Source organism: Micromonospora sp. NPDC049151, from assembly GCF_040648395.1.
In the GTDB taxonomy this organism is placed as follows: domain Bacteria; phylum Actinomycetota; class Actinomycetes; order Mycobacteriales; family Micromonosporaceae; genus Micromonospora.
The window spans coordinates 63219-79753 of sequence record NZ_JBEZDP010000013.1 but is presented as its reverse complement, the minus strand read 5'-3'; the positions used below and the strand labels follow the sequence as shown (position 1 = coordinate 79753).

10 protein-coding genes are annotated in these 16535 nt (G+C 67.8%); 7 read left to right on the top strand and 3 right to left on the bottom strand.

The window, feature by feature from the left end:
• Positions 1–390 precede the first annotated feature (390 nt).
• On the top strand, positions 391–1458 hold the full coding sequence (locus AB0B20_RS17110) for an SMP-30/gluconolactonase/LRE family protein (protein ID WP_357385697.1): 1068 nt from the start codon (positions 391–393) through the stop codon (positions 1456–1458).
• A gap of 26 nt (positions 1459–1484) precedes the next feature.
• Entirely contained in the window at positions 1485–3224 is a 1740-nt protein-coding gene (locus tag AB0B20_RS17105; protein ID WP_357385695.1) for a PQQ-dependent sugar dehydrogenase, read from the top strand.
• 390 nt (positions 3225–3614) lie between these two features.
• Here AB0B20_RS17105 and AB0B20_RS17100 read toward each other — a convergent pair whose 3' ends face one another.
• On the bottom strand, positions 3615–3854 hold the full coding sequence (locus AB0B20_RS17100; protein WP_357385693.1) for a hypothetical protein: 240 nt from the start codon (positions 3852–3854) through the stop codon (positions 3615–3617).
• Between the two features lie 681 nt (positions 3855–4535).
• Between AB0B20_RS17100 and AB0B20_RS17095 the strand changes: the two genes are divergently transcribed.
• A complete protein-coding gene (locus AB0B20_RS17095; protein WP_357385691.1) occupies positions 4536–5498 on the top strand; it encodes an N-acetylmuramoyl-L-alanine amidase in 963 nt (320 codons plus the stop codon).
• A 203-nt stretch (positions 5499–5701) separates the two neighbouring features.
• A complete protein-coding gene (locus tag AB0B20_RS17090) occupies positions 5702–6715 on the top strand; it encodes a winged helix-turn-helix domain-containing protein (RefSeq protein WP_357385689.1) in 1014 nt (337 codons plus the stop codon).
• 136 nt (positions 6716–6851) lie between these two features.
• On the opposite strand, the gene AB0B20_RS17085 is transcribed toward AB0B20_RS17090, so the two are convergent.
• A complete protein-coding gene (locus tag AB0B20_RS17085; RefSeq protein WP_357385687.1) occupies positions 6852–7325 on the bottom strand; it encodes a DUF2690 domain-containing protein in 474 nt (157 codons plus the stop codon).
• Positions 7326–7942: 617 nt separating this feature from the next.
• Here AB0B20_RS17085 and AB0B20_RS17080 point away from each other — a divergent pair.
• A complete protein-coding gene (locus AB0B20_RS17080; RefSeq protein ID WP_357471660.1) occupies positions 7943–12694 on the top strand; it encodes a hypothetical protein in 4752 nt (1583 codons plus the stop codon).
• Between the two features lie 553 nt (positions 12695–13247).
• On the opposite strand, the gene AB0B20_RS17075 is transcribed toward AB0B20_RS17080, so the two are convergent.
• On the bottom strand, positions 13248–13919 hold the full coding sequence (locus tag AB0B20_RS17075) for an HNH endonuclease family protein (protein ID WP_357471657.1): 672 nt from the start codon (positions 13917–13919) through the stop codon (positions 13248–13250).
• 759 nt (positions 13920–14678) lie between these two features.
• On the opposite strand from AB0B20_RS17075, the gene AB0B20_RS17070 reads away from it, so the two are divergent.
• Positions 14679–15662, top strand: a complete 984-nt coding sequence (locus tag AB0B20_RS17070) for a hypothetical protein (protein WP_357471653.1) — start codon at positions 14679–14681, stop codon at positions 15660–15662.
• The gene (locus AB0B20_RS17065; protein WP_357471650.1) at positions 15652–16164 is read left to right on the top strand and encodes a hypothetical protein; all 513 of its coding nucleotides are present in this window, start codon (positions 15652–15654) and stop codon (positions 16162–16164) included. Before AB0B20_RS17070 ends, AB0B20_RS17065 begins: the two co-directional genes overlap by 11 nt.
• Positions 16165–16535 lie beyond the last annotated feature (371 nt).

Sequence of the window (16535 nt, the reverse complement as noted above, 5' to 3'; positions counted from 1 at the left end):
GGGTCGGCGGGCGTCGCTTCCGTGCGCCTTTCTGGCGGCTGTTACGTCCTCGGGATCCCATCGGTTCAGGGTGTCGGGTGTCCGCAACCCACCGTCCATCGCTGGTCGTCCCGGCTGCCCTCGCCCTGAACGGTTGCTGTCGGTAGTTGCCGGCACTCCGCGTGGGTCGTCAGCACCCGGGAGGTGGTGGGGCCGGCGCGGTACAGGGGACGGACGGAGCCTCCGCGCACGCTCCGAAGGTGATCGTGGGGAACTGATGCGGGGCGCTGCTTCCTCGCCTAAGCTGCGTCACATACGCATCGACACTAATCAATAGCAGATGCCGGCGACCGGGGTCGGCCCACCGGCAACCACCGGCTTCGCATTCACCGGCTTCGATTGGAGTACCCGATGACCCGGCGTCCAACCATCGCCACGCTCACCGGCCTGTGCCTCGCACTCGCCACCGCACCCGGCCCCGCCGGCGCCGCACCCCCGGCACCTCGGGACGCCACTCATGTTAACGCTCACATTAGAGGCGTCCCGCTCTACGGCCCACCCGGCGCGCCCCCGGGGGTCTGCCCGGGCGGCACCGGATACGGCCCGCCCCTGCCGGCCACCTCCGTGTCCGCGACGAAGATCCAGAGCGGGTTCTCGTTCCTCGAAGGACCGGTCTGGATCGCCGACGGCGGCTACCTGCTGATGTCCGACATGGCCGCGGGCACCGGGCCGAACAACGTGCAGCCCTCCACGATCCGCCGGTTCACCCCGCCGGCGACCTTCGACACCTTCATCGCCGACGCCGGAAGCAACGGCCTGACGCTCAGCCCCGACGCCCAGCAGATCATCGCCGCCACCCACGATCAGCGGAACGTCTCCGCGTACCGGCTGAGCGACAAGGCCCGCAGCACTGTCGCCGCCGGCTACCAGGGCCGGGCGTTCAACTCACCAAACGACGTCACGGTCCGTTCCGACGGCGTCGCCTACTTCACCGACCCCACCTTCCAGCGCGGCAACCGACCCGACCAGATGAGCGGACGTACCAGTGTCTTCCGCGTCTCCGGCGGCCAGGTGTCGCTGGTGGACGACCGGCTGCGGCAACCCAACGGCATCGCGCTCTCCCCGGACGGCAGCACGCTCTACGTGGGCGCCTACGCCGAGAACAAGATCTACAAGTACGTCGTCCAGCCCGACGGCAGCACCGGCGCCCGCAGCGTCTTCGTGAACTACCTCGGCGGTCCCGACGGGGTGACCGTCGACTGCGCCGGCAACGTGTACTGGGCCTCCGGCTCGGACGGGCTGGTCCACGTCTACTCACCAGCCGGCGCGCAGCTCGGCACGATCCGCTCCGGCGGCACCGGCACCACCAACGCGGCGTTCGGCGGACCCGACCGGCAGACCCTCTACATCACCTCCGGCCGAACGAACGACTCCGGCCTGTACAGCGTGCGACTCAACGTCCCCGGCTACCCGTACTGACCAAGAACCCCGGGAAGGAAACCACCGTGCGGATTAGTCCCCACCAGCTCCGACACCGCGTCCCGCTCGCCCTGCTGATCTGCGCCGGCACCATCCTGACCGGCGTACCCGCCAACGCCGCGCCGGCCGCACCGGCGACCGGGAGCCGGCAAGTGGCCCAGCTCGCCGCCGACACCAGCCCGCCCACCCGGCCGACCGGCCTGCGCAGCACCCGGCTGACCTGCCAGTCCGTCACGCTCTCCTGGTACGCCTCCCGGGACAACATCGGCGTCGCCTTCTACGACATCTACCACGACGGCCAGCTCGTCACCTCGGTCCCGGGACGGACGCTGACCGCCACGCTCAGCGTCGTGCAGGGTGTCACCTGGGGCTGGTACGTCAACGCCCGCGACGCCGCCGGCAACGTCTCGCAGGCCAGCTCCACGCTCTCGGTCACCCCGCCGTTCTGCCAGCAGGACACGTCGCCGCCCAGCCCGCCGACCAACCTGGCCGCGACGGTCAACGGCACGGACGTGACCCTCACCTGGTCGGCCTCCACCGACAACGTCGCGGTCACCGGCTACACGATCCTGCGCAACGGTACGGCGGTCGGCTCCACCAGCGGCACCGCCGGCAACCCGCCGGCGACCACGTTCACCGACACCGGGCTGACGCCCGGCACCGACTACCGGTACACGGTGACCGCCCGGGACGCCCAGGGCAACGTCTCGGGGGCGAGCGCTGCGGTCACCGCGCACACCGGCTCGGGCTGCACGAGCCCGGTCTGCGGCTCCACGGTCATCACCACCGAGAAGGACCTGCCCTGGGGCCTGGTGCAACTGCCCGACGGCACGGTCCTCTACGGCCGGCGCGACCTGTTCGACATCGTCGCCATGAACCCGGACGGCACCGACAAGCACAGCATCGGCACCGTGCCGAACGTGGCCGGCACCAACGGCGAGGGCGGCGTGCTCGGGCTGGCCGTCTCGGCCAGCTTCACCACCGACCGCTGGCTGTACATCTACCACACCACCACGACCGACAACCGGATCGTGCGGATCCGCTACGACGGCACGCTGCAAACCGGCACCGAGCAGGTGCTCGTCACGGGAATCCCGCGCAACAAGTACCACAACGGCGGCCGGCTGCGCTTCGGCCCCGACGGCAAGCTCTACGCCGCCACGGGCGACGGACAGAACCCGGACGTGGCCCAGAACACCAACAACCTGGGCGGCAAGGTGCTGCGGCTCAACCCCGACGGCACCGTGCCGGCGGACAACCCCTTCGGCAACTACGTCTGGAGCTACGGCCACCGCAACCCCCAGGGACTCGCCTTCGACTCCCAGGGCCGCCTCTTCGAGCAGGAGTTCGGCAACAACGTCATGGACGAGACCAACATCATCGTCAAGGGCGGCAACTACGGCTGGCCTGCCTGCGAGGGCACCTCCGGCGACTGCGCCAGCCCGAACTTCAGGGCCCCGATCCGGACGTACCCGGTGGCCGAGGCCTCGTGCAGCGGCATCGCGATCGTCCGGGACGTGCTCTACCTCGCCTGCCTGCGTGGTAACCGGATGTACCGCGCGGAGATCAGCGGCAACACGCTCACCAACGTCCAGCAGTACTTCGTCGGGACGTACTTCCGGCTGCGTACCGTCGAACCGACCCTCGACGGCAACCTGTGGCTGACCACGAGCACCGGCGGAGACAAGGACAGCACCCCGAACAACAGCAACGAGAAGATCCTCAAGGTGACCCTCGGTGGGGCGGTGTCCGGCCCCACGGGCTGAGGGCGAGCCGGCACTGCCAGCCCTCGGAGGGTGTCCGCGTCGCGCGGGTGCCCTCCGAGCGGTCCGGGCCAGGGAACGAGGTATTCGAGGCCTGCGGCGGCGCGAGAGGGACCGAACTCCGTCACCGCGTACTCGGCCAGGCCGCGCTGCCGGAACGGGACCATGGCGGACCTACGGCCGAGGTCATCCGGAAGCGGCAGCAGGGGTTGCCTCATCTCTACACCCACCGGTCGGACGGCCGGGGTCAACGCTTCCGGGAGCGCTCGCTGACGATCCGCTGACTCCCACCGACAACTGACAATGGAATCAGCAAAAGCCACCCTCTCACGAGGGTGGCTTTCTGCGTAGTGCTTCACCTCGCCCGTCTGGCCCAGCCTGGCCTTCAGGTGCTCAGCAGTTGGTGTCTGCGATCTCTTCGCGGAGGCGGCGCTGCTCGGCCTTGCTCAGCGAACTGCCGTCGGTGACGTGTAGCGCCCACGGTGTTGGGCAGGGGGCTTCGTGGGCGGTGTCCGGACAGAGCGTCTCGACCATACGGTCAGTGAGGGCATCGACCTCACTGACGGAGGCGATTACAGGGATGGTGATCCGCCATAGTTGAGCCCGGACGCCATCTGCCTCAGGACTGGTCATACGTGACATCTCCAAATGTTGGGCGTGGAGGCGGGCCAGTCTAGACGGAGAGGCCGATCAGGGCCCGCATCCGCACCGGTTCCAGCGGCTCATCCAGTCCGGTGGGTTGCGCTGGTGAATGACGCGTGGCGTGAAGTTGCCGTCGAAGAATTGGCGGTCCGACTCTTCGTTCAGTCCACCGCCCGACAGCGCTGGGCGCGACAGCCTCGCGGCGCTTGGCTTGACGCGTCCTCCTTGGCGCTCTTGACCGCGTCGCTCTCGGTCTTGCCGCTGCCGGCACCCCAGACGTAACCGGCGTTTGGTCGTTGCCGACCAACGCGCACTCGGCCTGGCATTCCCACGCTTGGCCGTCGAGATCGTTACGGGTTGACCTCAGGCACCGGTTCGGGCGGCACGTCCCGATCCTTGAAGGCTGTGCTGAAAGGAATTGCCGCGGCGCATAGACGGAATTCACGATGCCTGTCGTACGCATGTGCACTGCGGGCGAAGGGAAGAATCGTGCATACCGATCGTCCTGACGTCGAGACGCCGGCAGTCGGTGGCCTCGACCGGCGAACCCTCCTCGGCGCGCTCGGTGCCGGTGTGGGGGCGGCAACCGTCCTGGCCACGCCACGACCCGCACGGGCTGGCACCCCGACGTCCGGCCGCGCCCCGGCTCCACGGACGTTGGCTACCAGGCCGTTGCGGAGCGGGACCGTTCGGCCTGGATTCGACGCCCAGGTCGTTGCCCTGCGGTCGCCGGCCGGCTCGGCCCCGGCACGGTGGCGCTCCGCCGACCGGTCGGGGGCGTGGAGCCGGTGGGCCCCGGCGCCCGGCGGCTGCCCGGCCGGCGCGGGCGACGCCGCGCCCGCGACCGAGCAACTGGCCTTCGTCACCGTACCCAACGCTCCGGCCGTCGACCTCGACCTGCCGACCGGTAGCCGGGCGGTCGTCCTCAACGGCACCGACGGCCCGGCCCTGCGGCCCGCGTCCGCCGAGGTGTCGGAACGCTCCCGGCTGGCGGGGCTGCCCTTCCTGAGCCGTGCCGCCTGGGGCGCCGACGAGTCCCTGCGGTTCGACGCCGCCGGCGTGGAAAAGTACCCACCCACGTTCTGGCCGGTGCAGACGTTCACCGTTCACCACACCGCCACCGGCAACGACGATCCCGATCCGGCCGCGCGGATGCGCGCCATCTACCGCTACCAGGCGATCGACCTCGGCTACGGCGACTTCGGCTACCACTTCCTGATCGACGAGGCAGGCCGGGTCTACGAGGGCCGGCGCTCCGGCGGGGACGTGCTGCCCGGTTTCGACCCGGCCGGTTGGATGGTGAACGGCTCGCACGTGGGCGGCTACAACGCGGGGAACGTGGGTGTCGTCCTGCTCGGGACCTTCGTGACGCGCGAACCGACGGCGGCTGCGCGGCGCAGTCTCACTCTGTTGCTCGCCGCCCTGACCGGTTGGTGCCACGTCGATCCGCTGGCCAGCGTGACCTACGTCAATCCGATAAGCGGCCTCCGCCGCGGCGTACCCACGATCGCGGGCCATCAAGACTGGGGGCCGACGGAGTGCCCGGGTGGGGTGCTCAGCGGGATGCTGGGCGACCTGCGACAGGAGATCGCGGCCGTGCTGGCCGACCCGCGTCGCTCCGCGTTCGTCGGCTGACGGCGGTCGCAGCGACCGCCGTACGGCAACGTCGGCGAAGCGGAGACGCGCCCGAGCTGACGTTTCGGGGCACGGTACCGACACAATCACCTCGAAGGTGATGAAGCTCGATTCGCACCCGCGTAAGAGAGTGGCGCGCTCCGATATTCCAAGGCTAGACTGCCGCGAGCTCACGCCATTCACATGCGTCTTCGGGAGCCTCGTTGCGCATCTACTTCACGGCGGAGGATCTCGGGCGGGTTCGCGTGGCCGCAGCACCCGATCCGATGTGGGAGACGGTCTTCAGCGTTTTCCGCCTCGGCCGCCCGGGGCCGGCGGCGGTCTTCGGGCGCTGGCGCCGGCGGGCCGTGCCGGCCATGCGGCCCGCCGATCTGGAAATGCTCCGGCCCTTGGTGAACGGTGCCTACTATCCGGATTTCCTGACGCCGGCCGAGGGTGGGCTCGGTCTGCCGGACGCGATCGAGGCCCTGCTACGCACTCCGACGGCCCGGCTCCGCGCCGAAATGGAGCAGCTCGCCCGCCTCGGCGGGCCACTGCCGTCCTGGATGCGGCGCCTCGCCGACGGCGACGGCGACGTGCTGGGCCGCCTGGCCGGCGCGATGCGGTCACAGTTCGCGGTCGCTGTCGCCCCGTTCTGGGCGGAGGCACGGGCGCACGTGGACGCCGACCGGGCACGGCGGGCACGGGTGCTGCTGGAGCACGGCGGTGAGGGGTTGCTGAAGAGCTTCCGGCCGATGATGCGCTGGGAGCCTCCGGCGCTCGTGGTCGATGTGCCGTCCACCCAGTCGATCCACCTCAACGGCCGCGGGCTGCTGCTCGTGCCGTCCTACCTGTCCTGGAAGACGCCCGACACGCTGCGGGACCCGGACCTCACGCCGGTGCTGGTATATCCGGTCGAACACGACCTGACCCGGCACCTGGACGCGGCGCGGCCCTCCGGGCCGGGCGCCCTCGCCGCCCTCGTCGGGCCGACCCGGGCGGACGTGCTGGAGGCCATCGGCGATGGCCGTACCACCTCGGAGCTGGCCGGACGCGTCGGAGTGAGCGCGGCGTCGATCAGCCAGCACACCGCCGTGCTGCGCGACGCCCGGCTGATCAGGACCACCCGCATCGGCAAGGCGGTGCTGCACACGATCACCCCACTCGGCGCGGCGATGCTCGGCGACGCTCCGCCTCGACGCGCTCCGATCGACGTCGCCGCGCGTCCTGCGACGTAGGCTCCGCCCCGCCGGTCACCGGGCCTGGACGTCCGTCGCCGGCGGTGCCGGCACCACCCGACTGCGAAACAGGTATCCCCGACGCGGCCCGCACCCGGTAGTCGGTGTGCGGGCCGCCGCCGTTGTCCGGTGGATCTCAGTACCGGCTGGTGCAGTACTCCTCGTACTCGTTGTTGTAGCCCCAGGCGGTACAGGCGCGGGCCAGCAGGCCAGCGTCGTCGAGCATCACGGTCCAGTGCACGTCGGTGGAGGGCGCACCGGGATTGCGGCCCGCGGCGGCGTATGTGCGGTACTGCCCGTTCGAGTAGAAGCCGTCGACCCGGACGTCGTAGTTCGCTTTGCCGCGGGCCCACGCCGTGCGGCAGCGCGGGCTGTAGCGCAACTCGGCGATCAACGGCCCGCCGCCCGGCAGGTACGCCTCCCGGACCGTCCTCGCGTCGTCGGTGCACCGGTACCTGATCCCGTTGTTGCCGGTGAAGTAATCCTCGGGCGAGTGCCCCTCGTAGAACGTGATGGCCTGGGCCGGTGCGGTGGTGATCGCCACCAGCCCGGTGGTCGCGGTGATGGCAGCGGCCACAAGGCCGATCCAGCGGCGGGTCGTGTCGCGCATGAACTGACTCCGTTTCGTAGTGCGAGGTGGAATGCCACTCGCGCGGATGCAACCTTCAGGTCGGCGGAAGAAAAATGCCTTCACCGGTCGGCACGTGCAGATCCTCGGTACTGGCACACGGCAGCGGCAAGAGGTTTTAGCCAAGGCTTAAGCGAGCGGAAATGCAGCCGGACCATGTGGAGGCCGAAGTAGCGGGTGAGATCCCATCGTGACCATAAAATTTCTACGCCACAAAAAGCCCCGAGGACCTCGCCGGCCGTCACGACACCCCACGCCGTTCTCCCACCCGCTGCGATCACTGATGGTGAGCGCTGCCCGGTACGCCGCGACAGCGGTCGTGACCTCCCAGGTCGGACATCGCCCGCGCCACCCGACAAGCCAACCGCCGATCACGACCACCTCCGTGACCCGCAGTTACTCGAGAATGCGATCAGCCTTGCCGTCTGACACATCCGAGACCCGCCGGGCATACCTTTCGCGCTCGGGTTAAAGGTGTGGTCCGCCGTCGGCGTACGGCCAGAACATGGTCCCTCCATTGTTTTCACCACGCTCGTCATGGACGGAGACCCGTGAAGATAGGAACGTTATCGACGCCTGGCAAGGCGATGATTGCCGCCGTGGCCGCTGTTGCGCTGCTTTCCGGCCCGGCACTGTCCGCAGTGGCCCGGGCCGAACCGGCGGAGACCCCGCCATCCGCGCCGGCGGCAGCGGCGGCCCCGGCCGGCCCGGTCGGGCCGGCCGATCGCGTCGCACCCGGCGACCGGGACAGGGTCCTGCCGAAGGGGTGGCGCGGCTCCGCGGACCGGATCTGGACGACCTCCGGCGACGCCAACGGCTTCCACATTCTCACCGCCACGGCGGCCACCGGCTACACCTGGGAGACCGCGGCCAGCCTCGCCGAGCCGGGCTTCGACGTCGACCTGTGGATCGGCAACGCCTGCGTGACCGGCTCGGGTCGCCGGCTGGTCGTGGTGTACGCACCCCGCACCTTCACCAACAAGGCGGAGCTGTTCGACCGTGGCGGGTTCACCGCGCTCGTCGACCTGAAGACGCGCCAGGTGACCAAGCTGCCGGTGCAGTCGTCGCTCGCCTACTTCAACCCCGGTTGCGGCGCGGGCGAGCAGGCGGTGCTCTCCCAGCTCGGTGGCGAGAACCGCGAGGACCCGACGTCCACCGCGCCACGGAGCCGGCTGTTCACCGTGGACGCGGCGGCACGCACGCTGTCCAAGCCGATCCTGCTGAACACCGAGCTGAGCTCCCCCGTACCCGTCAAGGACGGCATCGTCGCGGCGGCCGCCGGCGGGCTGGTCTCGGTGGCGAGGACCGGCAAGGTGACCCGGTCCGCCGCGGCGACCGGGGTGCCGTTCCGGCTGACGCCCGACGCAGCCGGCGGCGTCGTCTTCATGGACTCCGACGGCCGGCAGACCCGGGTGAAGCGGGCGGTCGGCCGGTCCGTGCGGGAGCTCGCACGCGGCCGCGCGGCCGATGTCGGCCTGGCCCGCGGTGCCGGCGGCCGGTCCTTCATCACCGGCCGGCCGGCGCACATGTCCGCGCTGCCCGCCACCGTGCGCCGGATCGCCGTTCCCCGCGACAGTGAGCTGTCCACCCGCGGTGAACTGGCGCTCACCCAGGTCAAGGCGGCCGGCGCGGGCGACCCGCGAACCCAGGGCGGCGACCCGAGCGTGGCCCGCGACGTCGCCGTCACGGCGACGGTGACAAAGACCGGCAAGTCGCTCACCTTCGAGGTGAGCCCCGAGGTGGTCGGACCCGAGGCGGTCGCCGGCCGAGCCACCCATCCGAAGCTCGGCGCCACGGCCACGGCCACCACGCCCCGCTTCCGGATCGCGGCCGACGCCTCGGCCGAACCGGTCGAGGCGGACCGCTACTGCTCGGTGCCGCGCAACGACCCGGCGAACCAGGCCGTGCAGCCGAAGCCGCGCAACGTCGAGTGGGCGGTCGACCAGGCGGTCTTCGGCCGGCTCAATGACGCGGCCTCGCGCCCGGCGAACTGGAAGGGCTACGGCATGCCGGCGTACGAGCCGCAGACACTGTTCCCGGCGCCACCACTGGCGAACGGCGGCCGGGTGCCGGCGCAGATCATGCTGGGCATCATCACCCAGGAATCCAACATGTGGCAGGCGTCGAAGTTCGCGCTGCCCGGCGTGCCGGCGAACCCACTGATGGGCAACTACTACGGGCGCGACATCTACAACGCCACCTCGCTGGACGACTGGGACATCGACTGGACGAAGGCCGACTGCGGCTACGGGCTCACCCAGGCGACCGACGGCATGCGCCTGGCGGGCCACGAGAAGACCGACGCCAACGGCAACAAGGTCGAGGTCTCGCTGCCGTTCCAGACCCAGCGGGCGGTCGCGCTCGACTTCACCGCGAACATCGCGTACGGGTTGAAGATCTTGCAGGAGAAATGGAACCAGACCTACGCGGCGGGGTTGCGGGTGCACAACGCCGATCCGTCCGCGCTCGAGAACTGGTTCTACGCGGTGTGGGCGTACAACTCGGGCTTCTACCCGAAGAAGAACGACACCGACCCGTGGGGCGTCGGGTGGCTCAACAACCCGATCAACCCCAGGTACGACCCGCTCCGGCACCCGTTCATGACCTCGTACGACGACGCTCGCACGCCGCAGAACTGGCCGTACCCGGAGAAGGTGCTCGGCTGGGCCGGCAATCCGATCTCCGCGACCGAGTCGCCGGGCGTCGAGCGCCCCGGCTTCAACTACGCCTGGTGGAACCTGAGCGAGGACAAGCCCAGGGTCAAGCCCCCGCTGAAGACCTTCTGCGACAACACCAACCAATGCGATCCGTACGCCTCCGTGCAGCCCGACGATCCGGACGTCAGCAGCGAGAAGCCCGGCTCGTGTCTGCACAGGAACGCCGCCGGCCTGTACGACCTGAGGTGCTGGGCCCACTCCGCCGTCGGGTGGAAGGCGCCGCCGGGAGTCGTCTGCGACACCTGCGGCCACGAGCAGATCCGGTTCGACCCGGGCTACCCGTGGTGCACGACAGCCGGCCAGACGGCCTGCGAGAGCGACGGCATCAGCTACCCGCCGCACTGCCAGGACAGCGGCGGTGACCTCGCCCCCGGTGCCAAGGTGGTCGACAACGTTCCGCTCGGCTCGCCCTCGCCGCGGTCATGCCCCAGACAGCTGCAGAACCAGGGTACGTTCCAGCTCTCCTTCACGGGGGTGGCCAACGGCACCTACCCGTCCAAGATCGATTTCCACCAGGTCGGCGGCGGTTACGGCGGCCACTACTGGCGGGCCAGCACCCGGACGCAGGCGGCCCAGGGCGGAAACCTCAAGGTCACTGGCACCTGGCGGCTCAACGAGACCGGCACCGGCTGGCGGCGGGTCCAGGTGTTCGTGCCCGAGTTCGGCGCCTGGACGCAACAGGCGAAGTACACGATCGATCTGGGCAACGGCGAAACCCGGTACCGGGTGATCAACCAGACCTGGCAGCAGAACAAGTGGGTCGACCTGGGCACCTTCAACTTCCGGGGCCAGCCCTCGGTCTCGCTGACCACCGTGGCCAAGGACGGCACCGGAGACGACAGCATCATCTTCGACGCGGTGGCGTTCAGCTGGCCCAGCCCGTCGCCGCCCGGCGTGCCCGAAGAGGTCGGCGGCATGCCCCGATACGTCGCGCTGGGCGACTCCTACTCGTCAGGCGAGGGCGTGGCGCCGTACGACCGCAACAGCGACCTCAAGCGAACAAACGGCACGAAGGGCTCCAGCGTCGACGCCTGCCACCGGTCGACGGCCGGCGCGTACCCCCGCCTCGTGCATGATCCCGGCCGCGACTCCGTCCGGGACTTCCCGAACGACCACTACACCATCGAACAGATGTCGACGCGGTACAGCTGGGGCAGCTTCGGCTTCCTCGCCTGCTCGGGCGCGACGACCACGGCCGTCACCCGCGACGCGGTAAACGTTCCGCCGGCCGCCTCCGACACGGCGGGACACACCGACTGGGGACAGGCGGTCGACCGCTGGGGCGAGCTGACCCAGGTGGAGCAGGGCTGGCTGGACCCGGAGACCACGCACGTGTCGATCTCGATCGGCGGCAACGACGCCCGGTTCTCCGACGTGCTCACCGGGTGCATCGCCGCGCTCACCGACTGCTCAGGGCCGAACTACCGGCTGACCCGGTCGAACGGCGTCGTCGACCCCGAACCGCTGCGCGACTACCAAACGAGGATCATTCGGGACTGGCTGCCGGCAAAGCTGAAGGCCACCTACCGGGCGATCCACACCGCCGCCCCGAACGCCCAGATCTTCGTCGTCGGCTACCCGCAGATGTTCGCCAACGAGGAAGGCAACAACGCCTGCTACAACATCAGCTCGCAGGCCCGGCTGTTCCTCAACGCGATGGCCGGTCGGATGTCCATCGCCATCGCGCGGGTCGTCGACGACCTGCGCGCCGAGGGCGTGGACATCCGCTACGTTCACACCACGGCGGCGATCAGCGTCGGCAACAGCGGACAGAAGAAGTGGGCGTGCGGTGGCAACGACGGCTACCGGTGGCTGAACGCGGTCACCTCGACGTCCACCGACGGCAGCGGGGAGAAGACGCCGGGCACCGGCACCTTCCACCCGACAGCCCGCGGCCAGCAGGGCTTCGCCGACCTGCTCACCGCGGCCTTCGCGGACGCCCGGCGCCCCCGGGCGGACGACGTGGCGGCGATCAAGCAACGCATCCTCGACTATTCCGCGAAGCGCGCGCCGACCGACGACAAGGGCAGGTGGATCGTCACCGACCAACAGGCAAAGCTGGCCGCCGAACGCTGCCTCGACCTGACCCGGCGCGGCGGGATCGTCGGCAACCCCTGCCTGTCCAAACCGATCCTGTTCCCCACCGCCTTCGACGCCCGCGGAGCCGCCCGCAACGACGACGCCGCGATCGACGCCAACCCGCCCTGGGTGCAGCTGCGCTACGTCAACGGCTCGACGGAAAAGCCCAAGGTGCTCAAGTCCCGTAGCTGGTTCATGAACGCACCGTACGGCCAGACCTCCTGCCCGACGACGCGGCCCGAAGACCAGTGCGACGAATATCCGTTCTACACCTCCGAGGAGGGTGGCGCCTGGGACTTCTTCACCGGCGGGGAGAACTCTCCGCTGAGCACCCGGCTGCTGATGATCCCCGCGACCGAGAACCGGGCGGAAGGCAGCATGGTCGGTGCGATGTACAGCCACCAGGACTGCCGGATGCAGACCGGCACCTACGAAAACATCATCGGTAGCCCCGGCTATCAGAACCAGTTGCTGACCAGCGGCACGGAGTATCTGACCGTACCGCTGACCGACGAAGCGGCGTTCGTGGGCCAGAAAACCATGTACGTCTGCTGAACCGGGGCCCCGGCCGCCGTCAGGTGGCCGGGGCCCATCCCACGGGCTTATTTCAAGACCTGCGGCACTCCTACGCGCCTTAGCTGGTCTCAGACGGCGTGCCGATCAATGACGTAGCAAAGGTGATGGGTCACGAGCAGACGTCCGCGACGTTGAACCGCTACACCCACTCAACCGCTGAGCGCGCCCACAGAGTGGTGAAGTCCTTTGCTGCCTCTCGCTGCCTCCGAGCAACGACTGAAGCCTCAAAGACGAGTCAAGGCCCCTCGATTGAGGGGCCTTGAGCTTGCCGTATTCATGGTGGGCGATACTGGGATCGAACCAGTGACCTCTTCGGTGTGAACGCGGATGGGCCTCACTGTTTAGTGCTGTCGGACACCGTTCTGTGCTGCCGGCGATGGTCGGTTTGCTCTCCCGTGTTGTCCGCCGTCGGTCGTCGCTGCTGCTTTCGCTGCCTCCTGGCTGCCTCACCTCGCCCGCCTGACGCGGGCACCTGCTCGTCCACTCGGCCGCTCGTCCGCCTCCTCGTCGTCGGCTGGGCTGGCTCTCGCGGTTAGGACGCGCAGGTGTTGAGCATGCTCTGCAGTGCTGACTTCTCGGAGGATTGGAGCGTCAGGCCCCAGTTGTACTTCACGGTGATCCACATCTTGCTGTAGGTGCAGCGGTACGACGTCAGGGGCGGCTGCCACGTTGAGGGATCCTGGTCGCCCTTGGACTGGTTGACGTTGTCGGTGACGGCGATCAGCTGCGGGCGGGTCAGGTCGTTGGCGAAGCTCTGCCGGCGGCTCGTCGTCCAGGAGTTGGCTCCGGACCGCCACGCCTCCGCCAGGGGCACGACGTGGTCGATGTCGACGTCGGAGGCGGCGGACCAGGTCGCACCGTCGTAAGGGCTGTACCAGCGGCCGGAAGTAGCGGCACAGGAGCTGTTGACCACAACGGACGTGCCGTCACGCTTGAGGACCTGCTCCCGGGTGTTGCAGGTGCCGGTGATGGTGATCCAGTGCGGGAACAGGTCCCGCGAGTAGCCGGCCGTCGAGCCCTGGACTGCCACTGTCAGGGCGTCGAGCTGCGACTGCGCAGTCGCCTTGGACGGGATACCTGGAGGCGTAGCCGAAGCCGGCTGTCCGCTCATGACGCCGAGAACGGCACCCACGAGAGCGGCAACAGTGATCGTGGCGGCACGCCGCCTGGTACGCGGGGCGGGGGCAAGGGGCGTGATCGGCATGGCTGCGGCCTTTCATCAAGGAGGGGACAGCAACCTTCCTCGACGATCATGTCAATCGATGAGCATGCCTGTAAAGAACAGTCGTCCGTTTATCGAACAGCCGGCCGCCATCTCCCGACCTGCCGGCCTGGACCCCTCGCTTGTAAGTTCTGGGCGTTCCGTCTGGCTTCGCCTGCGACGTCTTTGACGTCGAGCTTGTCCTCGCCTGTCGATCGTTGCTGTCGCTGCCGCCTGGCGGCTTCGCCTCGCCTGGTTGGGTCAGGACGGACCTGCAGAGCCCCGCTCCCTCCCTAGCGATGTCACACCCATCTGCCAGCATTGATGCGGCCTTACCACTTGGAGGAGACCACATGGCTTCCACGAAGCGTCGACGCCAGCGCGAACGGAGAGACCTCGGGCGCACGAAGCAGGATAGTGGGCCGGGTAAGGGCACCGCGCCGCCCACACGGGCGATCCGGCCGTGCGAGCGGTGCGGCGCAGGCTGCCGTACGGACAAGCCGGTCTACGGGTGGGTGTGCGCCAGCTGCGCCTACGAGCTTGACCGATATTTGATGATTCACCTAGGTCTGGCCGGAGGTGCAGCAATTGAGGTATATGAAAGCGCCAAGCGACGCGGGGAACTTCCTCCGCCCGGACCTCGTGGCCTAGGTGTGAACGTGCGCAAGCCCTAGTCATACAAGCGACACGTCATATCGCAGACAGTGTCCGGCCGGATACCCTACACATTCGTCTCCAACGTTCCCTGACGCGAGGATCTCGATGAGTAGGCACGCCTTCGCCGCCTATGGCCTGCACGTATCGCCACGCTACCGCCCGAATGAGCGACTTTCGCTCGACGACATCGGCGGAACAAAGGCCAGTCTCTTGTCGCTTGTCCACGGCCTTCTGCAGGATCTGAAGAATGAGCCTCTCCGGGAAGAAAAGGCCGAAGACTACCTTTACATTGATGAAGTCGACCCCTTGGGTGCCCGGATACACTTCAACGCCGAATACGGGAAGTTCGGTCTTGAGGGTGGAATTCGGCACACTCGCAGCCATGAAACTACTCATACGTACGGGACCGACGAATCCGCCACAGTTCCAATTCGGAATATGATTCTTTGTCTATCGCGGTCAAAGACCGCAGTGTTCTTGACTGAGCGCTACGGCAACCGTGGAGTAGGTAGTATCTTCCTGCGGCAACTACAGGCGGCGTTCAGGGCGAAATTCTCTGACCTCATCCTTCACTCAGAAAGTTTTATCGACAATGAGCAGTGGCGCATCTTCCGTGAAAGAGCCAAGCTTACTAGCGTGAAGGTCGTCCGTTATAACATTTCACACGACCCTGCCGATGGGGTTAATCGTGAAGTTATTGGCAAGATCGTCTACGAGGCGAAGCCCCGATGGGGGATTGTGGGACTCGGGAATAAGGTTAAGGATGGCTTGCTGGGCGGTGAGCTTAAAGCACATCAGCTTCTTGGCCTGGCCGACGTGCACGATGGCGACGAGACGCGCCTAACGCTCAGTGACGGCGACCAGGAACGCCAGGTAGTCCTAGGCCGGGAGGACTTGCCGGCGCTCGTGTATGCAGTTGATCACGACGGAAAGGAACGCGCGAAGGATTCTGTCGTCTATAACGAGATGCATAGCATCATCCCGGTCCTAACGAAGCAGCTTGGACTTGAGCTCCCAGGAGACTGGGACTCCGCCGAATGGCAGAAGGCCCAGCTTACAGTGAAGATGGGAGCCGTCCGTGAGCGCTAAGTGGTCGGTGGCACCAATCATCAAGAAGCAGCTGAGCACGCTCGTCGACCAGAATGACCCAAAGCAGCGACCAAGATTGGGTGACTATCTTGGCCTTTTTGGGGTTCCGCTGACTCTTGCCACTGCCGCATTTTTTACAGGATTCCGCCTCCGTGGCATAGAAGGGCTACTAGGAGGCGTCGCGATCTTTACAGCGCTCCTATTCGGACTGCTGGTTCACGTCTTTACGCTCGGGCTCCGGATCACTGATGATCCCCGGATTTCGAAGAGCGGAAAGACAGCGCAATTAGTGGATCAGCTTCAAGGTAACGTCGCTTACGCTGTACTGGTGGGACTCTTTACCACCACGGTACTTATCGTGGGAGTAAGCACGACTCTCAAAGATCATGCCCTGGGTGTACCAATCAGCGCGATCACCGTCTTTAGCATCTCTCACCTGCTCTTGATTATGCTAATGGCCCTTAAGCGCACTCAAGCTGCATATGAACAGTTTCGCCTTTAACTGATTTAGATGCTGCACTCTGTCCTCGCCTTGTCAATCTGGTCTTGACGATGAACGGGCGGGTGCGCGTCTGGCAGGCCCAGCGATGAGGCCGGGGTGGGGATGCGGCGCGAGCATCACGGGCAGGCCCCCGCCTGCCGGCAACGCCGGCCCGAGGGGTCGCAGAGGCTCCGGGGTCAAGGGCGGCCCGCAGGGCCGTCGCGCAGCGACGCGAAGCGCCCTTGAGGTCGGAGGGGCGGCCCCGCATCCTTCGCGCCGCATCCCCATCACGGCTGGCGGTGACTCGCCCTACGGCACGGCGTGCGACGGCCGCCGCGCCTCCGCCGGCTGCCGGCCGACGAACCTCAAACAGTCTCGGCGCTACTGTCTGC